Source organism: Demequina sp. (assembly GCF_049841215.1).
Lineage (GTDB): Bacteria > Actinomycetota > Actinomycetes > Actinomycetales > Demequinaceae > Demequina.
The window spans coordinates 1-12,822 of record NZ_JASGEO010000014.1 but is presented as its reverse complement, the minus strand read 5'-3'; the positions used below and the strand labels follow the sequence as shown (position 1 = coordinate 12,822).

Genomic DNA, 12,822 nt, shown 5'->3' with positions numbered 1-12,822 from the left:
CGCTAGATAGAGGGGTCTTCGCCGGGCGCGTCGGGCTGCGCCTCGGCCGTGCCCGCTGGCACCCGCACGGCAAGCGCTCCCGCGTCCACTCGCGCGGTGATCGCGGTGGCGCGGCCGAGCAGTTCGCCGTCCACCTGCACCTTCTGGGGCGAGTGAAAGCGCACCTCCACCTCTTTGCAGCTCACGTGGTCAACGCGAGACGCCTTCAGCACTCGCGACCACCACGGGTCTTTGATTCCCGCGTTCTGCGCCACCACTTGGCCCAACAGTTCGGTCCAGCCGACGAGCCCGCCGCGCGCGTCGAGCGTGGCGACGTCGAGCATGCCGTCAACGGCAGAGGCGTCGGGGATAAGCTGCAGCCCGCCGGGCAGCCGCCCAACATTGCCCATCATCACGGTGCGCATGTGGGTCTCCGTCGGCTCCCCGCCGTCCACGGTGATGCGAGCGGCGATGCGCTTGGTGCCCAGGTGGGCCACGGCCGCGAAGAAGTACGCGAGCCAGCCAACCCGTGCCTTGAGACGTTCGTCGGCCCCGGCGACCATCTCTGCGTCCAGCCCGCCGCCCGCAATCACCAGGAACAGATGCGAGGCCGGCTCTGTGTCGTCCTGCGCCGGCGTGCCCCGCACGTCGAGCCAGCCGACGTCCACCGTCTGCTCCTCTCCGTCGATCGCAAGCCGCAATGCCGCTTGAGGATCGTTCAGCGGGATGTCGAAGTTCCTCGCGAAGATGTTTCCCGTGCCCATGGGCACAATCCCCATGCTCGCCGCTGTGTGCGCCACTCCCGTTGCCACGGCGCGAACGGTGCCGTCACCGCCGCACGCAACCACAACGTCGGCCCCAAGCTCTACGGCGCGCTTTGCCTGCCCCACTCCGGGGTCGGCCTCGGTGGTGGTGAACCACATCGGCTCTGGCAAGTAGCGGATGGCGCACGCGCGCATGGCTTGCTCGCGCAACTCTCCAACGCCCGCCTTAGTGGGATTGGCCACGAAGGCGATGCGCTGGTTGCGCGTGAACATTGGCGGGACTTCGTCGGTCACGACGGTCGCGGCAATGCGAATGAAGAGCAGCCTTCGCCACAGTCGCGGCACGTTTAACGGATCGCGGTGGCCTATCTGTCGCGTCACCGAGATGACAATGACGAGCGCCAGGAGGGCAACGCCCAACCCCACCATCCCAAGGACGTCTGCCGTCATGGGATGAGCGTAAACGGCGCGCCGATAGACTGCCAGGCATGATCGATCTCAAGCTCATCCGTACCGACCCCAACGCGGTCAGGGCGAGCCAGATCTCCCGTGGCGATGACCCCGCGCTCGTTGACCAGGTGCTTGAGGCAGATGCTGCGAATCGTGCCGCCCTCAACGCCTTTGAGACCGCTCGCGCTGAGCAGAAGGCGCTCGGCGCCCAGGTGGCGCGCGCCCAAGGCGACGAGAAGGCCGCGCTCCTCGCGCGCACCAAGGACCTCGCCGCCCAGGTGAAAGAACTGCAGGCGACGGCCGATTCTGCCGCAACCCAAGCGTCGGACCTTGCCAGGGCGCTGGGAAACATCCCGGAGCCCGGGGTGCCAAGCGGCGGCGAGGACGACTTCGCCGTGCTGCGGCACGAGGGGGCGGTGCGCGACTTTGCGGCCGAGGGCGTCACGGTGCGGGACCACCTCGCCATTGCGGAGGGTCTCAAGGCGATCGATATGGAGCGCGGTGCCAAAGTGTCGGGCGCGCGGTTCTATTTCCTGACCGGCATTGGCGCGCGGCTCGAGCTCGCGATCCTCAATGCGGCGATGGCCGCCGCACAGGAGGCGGGCTTCAGCCCCATGATCACGCCCACGCTTGTGCGGCCGGACGTCATGGCGGGCACCGGCTTCCTCGGCAAGCACGCCGACGAGATCTACTACCTCGAGAAAGACGAGCTGTACCTCACGGGAACGAGCGAGGTCGCGCTCGCGGGCTACCACCTCGACGAGATCGTGGACCTGTCCGATGGCCCGCTGCGGTACGCGGGGTGGAGCGCGTGCTACCGGCGCGAGGCGGGCTCTGCGGGGCGTGATACGAGGGGCATCATTCGTGTCCACCAGTTCCACAAGGTGGAGATGTTCGCGTACGTGCGGGCGGCCGACGCTGCGGCTGAGCACGCGCGCTTCCTCGAGATCGAGGAGGCCATGCTCCAGGCGCTCGAGCTGCCGTATCGCGTGATCGACACCGCGGCGGGCGACCTTGGCATGAGCGCGGCCCGCAAGTTCGACTGCGAGGCCTGGCTGCCATCGCAAGAGCGATGGATGGAGGTCACGTCCACCTCAAACTGCACCACGTACCAGGCGCGTCGGCTCAACATCCGCGAGCGCGGGGAGAACGGGACCGAGGCCGTGGCCACGGTCAACGGCACCATCGGCACCACGCGGTGGATCGTCGCGCTGCTCGAGAACCACCAGCAGGCGGATGGCTCTGTCTATGTGCCGCCCGTGCTGCGGCCGTACCTCGGCGGCGTGGAGTACCTGACGCCAGTGGGCTAGTCGCGTAGCCAGCCCAAGCGCCGGGCGAGCCCCAGCGTCGGGCAGATGCGTGCTGGCGGCCTCCGTCGCGTCGCAAGCGGCGTTTGCGACCTCTCCGTTGCCGCCAGGGCGCGTCGGGGACGACCCCAGACCACCCCGGACATCCGCCCGAGCGGAAGGTTGGTCGCGTAGCCGGCCCAAGCGTCGGGCAGATGCGTGCTGGCGGCCTCCGTCGCGTCGCAAGCGGCGTTTGCGACCTCTCCGTTGCCGCCAGGGCGCGTCGGGGTGGCGCATCGGGGTGAGTGCTTGAGCGATGGCCGCCGACCAGCGCAGAGCGTCGGCCGACGTTCACCCAACCGTCACCCGTCGTTGCGTTGCCACGTCACACCCCCGTCGTATGGTCATGGCATGACAAGAGAAGAAGAGAACGGGCTGGCCGCCACGGATTGGCGGCTCGTGGGGCTCGATATTGACGGAACCCTCATGAACTACGGCGGGGAGATCTCGCCAGCGGTGATCCAGACGGTGGAGCAGGTGCGGATGTGCCGCACGCACGTGGTGCTCGCCACGGGTCGCAACATTGTCGCCACCCTTCCGGTGGCCCACGCGCTCGGCATTCGCCGCGGTTGGGCCGTGTGCTCCAACGGCGCGGTGACCGTGCGCCTCAACCCCGGCACCCCCGGTGGCTATGACATTGCGGCGGTGCGCACCTTTGACCCGCGAGCCGCCCTTGAGCTGGTACGCCAGGAATTGCCCGACGCTTTTGTCGCCGTTGAGGACCTAGGCGTCGGTTTCCGCGTGGCCAAGGAATTTCCCATGGGAGAGCTCGTTGGGCGCCAGCTCGTCGTGGACTACGACGCGCTCGGCCACGAACCCGCCACCCGTGTGGTGGTTCGCGCGCCAGGCGTGGACGTGACCCACTTCGATGCCGTGGTGCAGGCGATGGGCCTGCAAGACGTCACCTACTCCATTGGCTACACCGCGTGGCTTGACCTCACCGGCCCCGGCGTCAGCAAGGCGAGCGCTCTCGAAGAGCTGCGCGTGCACCTCGACGTTGATGCCGCCCACACCATCGCGGTTGGCGACGGCACCAATGACGTGGAGATGCTCCAGTGGGCCGCGCGGTCCGCGGCGATGGGCAACGCGCCCGATCGCGTCAAGCAGGTAGCGGACGAGGTGCTCGGCGTGGTCGCGGACGACGCGTTGGTGCCGTTCCTCGACGAGCTCGTGGACCCCTCGCGGCTCGCGGTTCTGTAGCGCCAACTGGTGGCGGCCGCGTCACTAGGCTGGCCACATGAACTGGCTCACGACGCCCGCCCATCACCGTTGGCTCGAAGCGGAGACCGATCGCCTCCTGGAGTTTGGGGCGGCGAGCAAAGACCCCAGGGGCGGCTTCGGCTGGCTCGGCGAGGATGGCGCCCGCGACACGTCGCACGACGTTGAACTGTGGATCACGTGCCGCATGACCCACAGCTTCTCGCTCGCCACGATGATGGGCCGCCCTGGCGCCGCCGCTCTCGCGGATCACGGCCTCGCGGCGCTCGCGGGGCTCTTGAGGGATGACGAGAACGGCGGCTGGTTCGCCGCCGTTGGAGCCGACGGCCCCACGAACACCGCCAAAGAGGCGTACGGGCACGCCTTCGTGATCCTCGCGGCGTCCTCCGCAACTGCGGCAGGGCGCCCCGGGGGCAGTGAGCTTCTTGACGAGGCCCTCGCTATCCATAGCGAGCACTTCTGGGACGACGACGCAGGCATGAGCCGCGAAAGTTACGCAGCCGATTGGTCCGGCGAAGAGGACTACCGCGGCATCAACGCGAACATGCACACCGTCGAGGCGTACCTCGCTGCCGCTGACGTCACCGGAGACCGGCTGTGGCTGCAGCGCGCGCTCCGCATCACCGAGCGCGCCATCCACCAGTTCGCCGCGGGAAACGAGTGGCGCATCCCCGAACACTTCACGGCGGACTGGGAGCCCGTGCTCGACTACAACATCGATGCCCCGGCTCACCCCTTCCGCCCGTACGGCGCCACGATCGGCCACGCCTTTGAATGGGCACGGCTCGCGTTGCAGCTGGGGGCGGCGCTTGAGCTCGCCGGCATCGCGGCTCCCGAATGGATCGTGCCCGACGCTAGGGCCCTGTATGACACGGCCGTCGCCGAAGGCTGGGACGTGGACGGCGCGCCCGGCTTCGTCTACACGATTGATTGGGAGGGGCGGCCCGTGGTGCGCGAGCGCATGCACTGGGTGAGCGCGGAAGCCATCGGCGCCGCTGCGGTGCTGTGGACGCGTACGCATGTGCAGCACTACGCGGACCAGTACGCGCTGTGGTGGGACTACGTCGCCACCTATCACCTGGACCCCAGTGGCGGCTCGTGGTGGCACGAGCTCGGCACGGACAACGCGGTCTCGCGCACCGTGTGGGAGGGCAAGGCCGACGTCTACCACGCGATACAGGCCACGCTCATTCCACGGCTTCCCGCTGCCCCGGCCCTTGCCGCGGCATTGGCGGCCGGCAAGCTCGCCTAGCCACAGCGTCGGGCACCTACCCGACGCTGAGCACCACTTTGCCGAATACCTCGCCGGATTCGAGGGCCCGGTGGGCGGCGTTGACGTCCTTGAGCGAGAAGACGTCGTGAATCACGGGGCGCACGGCCGTGGGTACGAGCGGCCACACGTGCTCGTGCACGCTCGCGACGATTGCGGCTCGCTGCGCCAGCGGACGGGAGCGGAGCGTCGTGCCCGCGACGGTGAGTCGCTTGGACAAGACCGTTCCCAAGTTGATCTCGGCTTTCGCTCCCGATTGCAGCCCGATGATGACGAGCGTGCCGTCGTCGCGAAGCACCTCGAGGTTGTTCGCGAGGTAGTCGCGGCCGACGCAGTCGAGCACCATGTCCACCCCTCCGCGCTCGCGGACGGCGGCCACGAAATCCTGCGAGCGGTAGTCCACGGCGAGGTCGGCGCCCAACTGGCCACAGCGTCGGGCACGTTCTTCGCCCCCGGCGGTGACGAACACGGTGAGGCCAAGCGCCTTGCCCAACTGTATGGCGGTAGTGCCGATGCCTCCAGAACCGCCATGGACGAGCACAGAGTCGATGCCGGGGAACCCGCCGGCGCGGAGGTTGGACCACACCGTGCAGGCCGCTTCCGGCAGCGCAGCGGCCTCAACATCCGAGATTCCTGAGGGTGTTGGCAGCACAAGTGATGAATTGCACACGGCATATTCGCCGTATCCGCCACCCGGAAGAAGCGCACATACGCGGTGGCCGGCTGACCATTCGGTGACGCCCTCGCCAACCTCCTCGATGACCCCCGCGACCTCAAGACCGGGCCAGGCGGGCGAACCGGGCGGTGAGGGGTACAAACCGCGCTTTTGCAGGACATCTGCCCTATTCACGCCCGCGGCGGCGACCCTGATGAGCACCTCATGCGGGCCGGGCCGCGGCACGGGGGCGTCCTCAATGACCAGGTCTCCGGAATCGGTGAAACCGGGCAAAGTGGCTACCTTCACCAAAAATCCCTCAGAACTTCCGTCATAGAGATGTGGCACGTGACTCTCAATGTACGGGTTGTACTTGGGTACCTCAGGTTTTCGGCGACGTGGCCGATAACCGGTGGGACTGGAATGGCTCGTGTGACCCACGACGAGGCTGCGGGATCCGCAGGTTCACAAGGGAGAGGCTTCATGCTCCAAAGGCTTGGTATTCGAGGAAAGATCCTCGCGGTTGTGGCAGTGCCGATTCTCGTTCTGCTGCTCGCGGCCGGATACATCACGCTCGCTGCCGTGAACGCGTTGAACGACGCCACGAACGCGCAACAACTGGTGGAGACCGACAAGTCCGCCAAGCCCTTCCAGACGGCCTTTAACGCGGAACGCGACGCCGCGGCCAACTTTGTGGACACGTACACGAGTTACAACTCTGAGCGCCAGGCGCAAGAGGTGCCGATCGACACCGCGATGGATGCGCTCTTGCTCGCCTCGCCCTCCGCATGGGACAAGGTCAACGACATCTTCGCTGGCGGCAACGGTGACGCCACCATGAGCCTTACCGCTGCGCGCCTCGTTGCACCGTCGGTGCCCAAGAACGGCACCGAGGTGACCTGGCCCGCAAAGCAGAGCTCCGACGACGCTGTCGCAACGCTTTTCGCGATGAGCGACCAGGTAGACGCACTCGCGGACAAGGCAAAGGGCGACGCCGCGGATCTCCTGGGTGACATCGCGTTCGACCTCAACACTGAGGCGACCGCCGCGCAGAACCTCTTCACAGTGCCCCAGCCCTATGAGGCTGCATACGAGGCCGCAGTGGCGGACTCCGACCAGACCTGGGCAGCGTTGCTCAGCGACATGAACTCGGTTCCCTCGAACGCTACCAACGACGCCGTGGTCGCCATGATCACCACCGTCAAGGACCAGATGCGTGACCTCGAGGAGACGCGCGCAACGGTGGCAACAGTTGGCAACTCCGCGAACAACCTGTCCCAGTGGTACGGCGGCGTGCTCGACTCCGTGAACGACATGATCGACCGCTCGTCGATCGCCGTTGACGACCCCGACCTGAGCCTCCAGCTGAGCGCCTACGGCGCCATGTTCAACCTGATGCAGGAACTCTCGTTGGAGTCCACGCAGACTCAGCGCATCCTCCGCCAGGGTGACTACAAGCAGGGTGACGCTACCGCTGCTCGAAACCAGGTTGCCGCCACCGACTTCGCCCTCGAGCAGGCCCAGATCGCGGCCGCCGCCGTAAGCAGCGAACTGCTGGTCCCTGACTGGGGCGCATCTCGCGTTGCCGGTAACAACTACGACTTCGCGTCCATCCGTAACACCGTGGCCAACGGTGACGCGGCGGCCCTCGCAACGATCGCTACCCAGGACTGGGTGGGAATGGTTGACGCGGAAGAGGCCGCCCAGGAGCCCGCATTCGACCAGTCGATCGCAATGGCCACGAGCCAAGCCGACACCCTGCGTCAGGCGGCCCTCGTGCAGGCGGCGATCACGGCCGTCGGCGCTATTGTCGCCATCGCGCTGTCGCTCATCGTGGCCCTCCTGATCGCCCGCCGCATCGTGGTGCCGCTGCGCCGCCTGACCACCACGGCTACCGCCGTGCGTGCAGAGTTGCCGCGTCTTGTGGAGCGAGTCGCGATGCCAGGTGAGACGGTTGACGTCGCTGAAGTGCAGATCCCCGTGGAGTCGCGAGACGAGGTGGGACGTCTCGCGGAGGCGTTCAACGGCGTTAACGCTGCAACGCTCTCGATCGCCGCCGAGCAGGCCGCCCTTCGTGGCTCTATCTCGGAAATGTTCGTAAACGTGGCCCGTCGCGACCAGGTGCTGCTGAACCGCCAGCTTGCGTCTATCGACGACATGGAGCGCACGCAGGACGATCCCGAAACGCTCACCAAACTGTTCGCTCTTGACCACCTCGCAACCCGAATGCGTCGTAACAGTGAGTCTCTGCTCGTGCTCGCAGGTATCGACACCGGTCGCCGCTTGCGTCGCTCGATGCCGCTGTCCGACGTGATCCGTACCGCGTCGTCTGAGATCGAACTGTATGAGCGGGTTCAACTTGAGCTCGACGCTGACCCCGCCATGCTCGGTCACTCCGCCCTTACCGCCGCGCACCTCTTTGCTGAGCTGCTGGAAAACGCCACCGTGTTCTCCGACCCCGGTACCCCAGTCATCGTTCGCACGAGCGAGCAGGACGGCCTGTACGTCGTAGAGGTGCAGGACTCCGGAATCGGTATGACGGAAACCGAGCTCGCCGAGGCCAACAGCCGCGTCGCGTCCACGGCGGCGTCCGAAATCCTCGGTGCCCAGCGTTTGGGCCTGTTCGTGGTTGGTCGTATTGCCCGCCGCATCGGTGCGCGCGTGTCCATTGAGTCCGCCGAGGGCCAGGGCACCACCGCGCGTGTCGTCATGACGCGCTCGTTGTTCGACTCGACGGTTGCTCCCGACGTGGTGCACCACACGGAGTCCACTGTTGACGAGGCCATGCACGCCCCCGCGGCGCTCGTTGCGAACAGCGCGGAGGACGAGCAGTTCGAGGCGCCGGCGGCGCCGTCCGAGGCCCCCGCGGCCGCGGCAGCGGCCGCAGTGGCCGCGTACCAGCCGGCCGTCGTTGAGTCCGCACCGCTTGTGAGCCGCGAGGCTCCCGCAGAGGTGAGCGTCGACGACCTGATCGCCGCCGATGCGGAGGCCGCCCCCGCAGGTGTGGCCGTTGACTCCGCAGACCTGACTGACGGCGTCACCGGCATGGGCCTGCCCACGCGCCGCCGCCGCAACGCGCCCGTCGAGGTCTCCGAGGACGAAGAGAAGAAGATCATCGGCCTTCCCGCTCGCGCCACCGCCGCACAGCTCAGCGCTCTCGAGGCCGCAACGCCGGACGAGGCGTTCAAGCCCGCAATTCCCGCGAGCGAGCTGTCCCCGCAGACTCCGGAAGAGCGCGCCCAGATGTTCCGCGGCTTCCGCTCTCGCAGGGAGCTCACCGAGAACGCGCCAGAGGTCGATCCCGAGGCCGAGTCGCTTGGTCACGCCGCCCGCCGCGGTGGCCTTGCTCCCGAGGATCTCGTTGCCGCAGCGCAGGTCGAGGAGCCCGTGGAGCAGATGGTCATCCCGTCGCTCGAGGAAGACGAGCACGACCACGAGGCGGCGGCCGCCGTTGCCGGTGTCGCTGCAGTCAGCGCCCTCGACGTCCCTGCCCTCGCGGCGGACGGCGACGAGGATGTGGCAGACGCGCCAATGGTGGTGCCCATGCTCGAGGACGACGACGAGTTCCCCGTTGCGCAGCAGGCTGCAGAGCCGGTCGCGCAACTCGACGACGCTGTCGCAGAGGTCCAGGTTGAGGACGATGCCCCTGCGCAGCAGCTCGCTGAGCCAGCAGAGGTCGCAGAGCCTGCCGCAGAGCCGGAGCCTGAGTTCGTTGGTTTCGCGGCGCAGCCGGAGCCACAGCCCGAGCCACAGCCCGTTGTGCCTCCCGCCGCGCCCGTCGTGGCGGCGGCCGCCGCTGCGGCCCCGTTCTCCTACGCCGACGTCTACGGCTCGCTCCCGAGCCCCTCGCCGGCACCTGAGCCGCAGCAGGCCTGGGCGGCAGAGCCCGCCCCTGTCACCGACGCATCCGCAAGCTCAGAGCCGACGCTCGATGAGCTGATCGCCGGATCCACGGACGAAGAGGCGGTCAAGAGCGGATTCTTCTCGCGATTGTTTGGACGCTCCAAGAAGGACAAGAAGGTTGTCGCAGCCGCGGCCACCGCAGCCGTGGTGGCGAACGCCGCTGACGACAGCCCGCCTTCCGGCGGGCTGGGGTTTGGCAACGAGCCCACCGACGGCGGGTTCGGCGGCGGACCGCGTGTAGTGCCGGAGCCTGCGTTCGCAGGCGCCCCTGCCTACGAGGCGTCCTCGGGCTATGGCGAGGCTCCCGTTCCATCGGCGGCGCCGGTATACGACTCGGCCCCCGCTTACGAGGCGGCCCCCGCTTACGAGGCGGCCCCCGTGTACGACGCCCCCGCAGTGGTGGAGGCCCCACCCGTGGCCGCGCCGGTTGCCGAGGCTGCTCCTGTAGAGCAGGCCGCACCGGCGGCACCTGGCGGAGCGTTCGCGCTGTGGACCTCGCAGCCCGCGCAGGAGGCCCCCGCGGCGCCGGCGGCGCCCGAGGCCGCGGTGGTGGAGGCTCCAGCACCCGCGACGTTCGAGGTCCCGACGGCCGGCCAGGCCTTCTCGGTTGACGAGTTGGCGAACCCGTTTGGCTGGGAAGCTGCTGGCGCCACGGCGCTCGCGGCCGCGGAGCCCGAGGCCACGGTCGAGTACCAGCCGGTAGTCGACATCCAGCCGGAACTCGACTCCGAAGTCTCTGGCCAGGCGGAGATGACCAGCGCGGTCTTCTCCGAGTTGAGCTCTCTTGCCGCCGAGCGCCCCAAGGTCGAGACCACCCGGGCCGGACTCCAGCGTCGCCGCGCGGCAGATGCTCCAGCCGTCGAAGTCAAGCCGATCGAGGCCGAGGTTCAGTTGTCGCACAAGGAGCGCGACGCTGACGAGGTCCGCTCGCGCTTCTCAAGCTTCTATTCCGGAACGCAGCGGGCGCGCCACGACGTGGCGGAGTTCGAGCAGCGCTCGCAGAGCACAGCAGGCAAGGAATAGGACAATGGCACAACCAAACACCCACAAGGAGGACCGGTGACCACCCTCAGCACTGAGGCCACCAACTTTGGATGGCTACTGGACAACTTTGTTCAGACCGTTCCCGGCACGCGGCACACGCTCGTCGTCAGCGCCGACGGCTTGCTCATGGCAATGTCGAAGAACCTGGACCGCACGGGCGGCGACACGCTCGCGGCCGTCGTCTCAGGCATGGCGTCGCTTACGCGCGGCGCCGCTCGCCAGCTCAACGCGGGTGAGGTGCGGCAGTCGATCATCGAGATGGACGAGCTGTTCCTCTTCCTCATGAGCGTGAGCAACGGTTCGGTTCTCGCCGTAGCAGCGGACTCGACGTGCGACGTCGGCCTTGTTGGCTACGAGATGACGCTGTTGGTGTCGCGCACGGAGAACGCGCTCACGCCTCAGCTCATCAGCGAGATGCGGCAGAACCTCCCGACCGACGGCCAGACCCGGTCGTAAGGACGCACGATGCCCGATCTCTACGCCACGCAGTCTGAGGACGAGCCGGAGGACACCTACGCGGTGCGCCCCTACGCCGTCACGGGTGGGCGAGTGCGTGCAGCGAGTGCGGACCTGCCGATGGAGGCGCTCGTTGAGGCTTCCTCCACCCCAGAGGCTTTGAGGGGACTCACCCCCGAAAAGAAAAAGATCCTGCAGCTTGCTACAGGTCAATATCAATCCGTCGCTGAGCTCTCTGCTCACACCAGGCTTCCGCTTGGTGTGGTCCGGGTGTTGGTGACGGATCTTGCTGAAGAAAATTACTTGAGAATCCACACCGGCGGAACCGCTCAGGATGCGAGTACGCATGATGAGTCCGGCGGTCTTTCACTAAGTCTCTTGGAGAGTGTCCTCGATGGCATCGCAGCCCTCTGACGCGCCCGTCGCCACGGCGACGGCGCCGTCCCACGTTGCCCCCACGGTCGTCAAGATCGTGATCGCGGGTGGTTTCGCCGTGGGCAAGACCACCTTCATCGGGTCGATCTCCGATATCGATCCGCTCAACACCGAAGCCGCCATGACGGAGCACTCCGTCGGCGTCGATGACGCAGGCGGTGTTACCGACCGCAAGACCACCACCACCGTGGCCATGGACTTTGGACGCATTGCGCTTCCTGGGTCGCTGTGGCTGTACCTGTTTGGCACGCCTGGCCAGGATCGCTTCCTGTTCATGTGGGACGACCTGGTTCGCGGTGCGATCGGTGCCGTGGTCCTCGTCGACACGGAGCGCCTTGACCAGTGCTTCCCCGCCGTCGACTACTTCGAGGGCCGTGGCATCCCGTTCGTGGTTGGTGTGAACTGCTTTGATGGCGTCGCCAAGCACCAGCTTGAGGACGTCAGGGAGGCGCTGGGCCTTGGCCCTGACGTGCCTCTGATGTACACGGATGCTCGCGAGAAGGCTGCGACGAAGCAGGCCCTCATCGCGGTTGTCCAGCTTGCAATGCAGCGCATCAAGGAGCGCTAAGTCTCCTCGCAGCGGCGCGGATCCTTCCCTGGCGGGGGCGGGGTCCGCGCCGCTGTTGCGTTTGGCGGGATACCCTGGTCGCCGTGATGTACCTGGATGGCTCGGCCCTGTGTCGCTTCTTGCCGGGCGTCCGCTTCTACGGGGAGTTCACCGCGTGGGCGATCCCGCAACTGGAAAACCTCGCCACGAGCCAGCTTGGGCTCACCGAGCTTCGCCAGGCCGCGGCACTGTATCCCCGCGAGGAGAAGGACAACGCCTACGAGGTGGTGGAGCAGGTCCGCGCCCGCATTCCGGTGGTGCGTTTCAGCGACGACAACGTGCAGGTGTCCACCCACGCGGCGAGCGTGTTGCGTCCCTTCGCTGCGCTGCATCTTGGGGCTGCGGTTGCACACCCGTCGATCGACACGATCGTCACCTACGACCCCGAACTTGCCCGCGTCGCCGCACTCTATGACCTCAAGGTGGTGAGTCCCGGCCTGCCCGCAGGCTGGCACAATGGGCCAGTCGGTTAGCCGACGAGGAGAGTTGACCGAGCGGCCGAAGGTGACGGTCTTGAAAACCGTTGTGGCTACAACCACCGTGGGTTCGAATCCCACACTCTCCGCGCATGTGATGTCTCAAGACATCGTTCCGCGGTGTCTCGAGACATCGTTCACTGGGGCCCTTCCGTCAGGAAGGGCCTTTGGTGTTTTTGGGTTGGTAGTCCTTGTCGGTGTTGATGGTGTGTTCGGCGA

The 12,822-nt window shown here is 67.1% G+C and carries 10 protein-coding genes and 1 tRNA gene; 9 read left to right on the top strand and 2 right to left on the bottom strand.

The window, feature by feature from the left end; translation table 11 throughout:
• Nucleotides 1–2 precede the first annotated feature (2 nt).
• Nucleotides 3–1,193, bottom strand: coding sequence for a diacylglycerol/lipid kinase family protein (locus tag QM618_RS07835; RefSeq protein WP_428096542.1), 1,191 nt, complete (start codon nt 1,191–1,193; stop codon nt 3–5).
• Between the two features lie 38 nt (nt 1,194–1,231).
• Between QM618_RS07835 and serS the strand changes: the two genes are divergently transcribed.
• From serS to QM618_RS07820, 3 genes are all read left to right on the top strand, one after another.
• Nucleotides 1,232–2,503, top strand: coding sequence for a serine--tRNA ligase (serS, locus tag QM618_RS07830; RefSeq protein ID WP_428096538.1), 1,272 nt, complete (start codon nt 1,232–1,234; stop codon nt 2,501–2,503).
• Nucleotides 2,504–2,890: 387 nt separating this feature from the next.
• A complete protein-coding gene (locus QM618_RS07825) occupies nt 2,891–3,739 on the top strand; it encodes an HAD family hydrolase (RefSeq protein WP_428096534.1) in 849 nt (282 codons plus the stop codon).
• Between the two features lie 37 nt (nt 3,740–3,776).
• The gene (locus tag QM618_RS07820) at nt 3,777–5,009 is read left to right on the top strand and encodes an AGE family epimerase/isomerase (RefSeq protein WP_428096531.1); all 1,233 of its coding nucleotides are present in this window, start codon (nt 3,777–3,779) and stop codon (nt 5,007–5,009) included.
• Nucleotides 5,010–5,025: 16 nt separating this feature from the next.
• Here QM618_RS07820 and QM618_RS07815 read toward each other — a convergent pair whose 3' ends face one another.
• Nucleotides 5,026–5,991 (bottom strand): NAD(P)H-quinone oxidoreductase, encoded by a 966-nt coding sequence (locus tag QM618_RS07815; RefSeq protein WP_428096528.1) that lies wholly within the window; start codon nt 5,989–5,991, stop codon nt 5,026–5,028.
• Between the two features lie 174 nt (nt 5,992–6,165).
• On the opposite strand from QM618_RS07815, the gene QM618_RS07810 reads away from it, so the two are divergent.
• From QM618_RS07810 to QM618_RS07785, 6 genes are all read left to right on the top strand, one after another.
• Nucleotides 6,166–10,608, top strand: a complete 4,443-nt coding sequence (locus QM618_RS07810; RefSeq protein WP_428096524.1) for an ATP-binding protein — start codon at nt 6,166–6,168, stop codon at nt 10,606–10,608.
• Nucleotides 10,609–10,644: 36 nt separating this feature from the next.
• Complete coding sequence (locus tag QM618_RS07805) at nt 10,645–11,085, top strand: roadblock/LC7 domain-containing protein (protein WP_428096521.1); 441 nt, start codon at nt 10,645–10,647, stop codon at nt 11,083–11,085.
• Between the two features lie 9 nt (nt 11,086–11,094).
• The gene (locus tag QM618_RS07800; protein WP_428096519.1) at nt 11,095–11,499 is read left to right on the top strand and encodes a DUF742 domain-containing protein; all 405 of its coding nucleotides are present in this window, start codon (nt 11,095–11,097) and stop codon (nt 11,497–11,499) included.
• The gene (locus tag QM618_RS07795; RefSeq protein ID WP_428096516.1) at nt 11,480–12,088 is read left to right on the top strand and encodes a GTP-binding protein; all 609 of its coding nucleotides are present in this window, start codon (nt 11,480–11,482) and stop codon (nt 12,086–12,088) included. Before QM618_RS07800 ends, QM618_RS07795 begins: the two co-directional genes overlap by 20 nt.
• 86 nt (nt 12,089–12,174) lie before the next feature.
• Nucleotides 12,175–12,600 carry a type II toxin-antitoxin system VapC family toxin gene (locus tag QM618_RS07790; RefSeq protein WP_428097234.1) on the top strand — a complete coding sequence of 142 codons (426 nt, stop codon included), beginning with the start codon at nt 12,175–12,177 and terminating at the stop codon, nt 12,598–12,600.
• Between the two features lie 7 nt (nt 12,601–12,607).
• Nucleotides 12,608–12,692, top strand: a tRNA-Ser gene (locus tag QM618_RS07785).
• Nucleotides 12,693–12,822 lie beyond the last annotated feature (130 nt).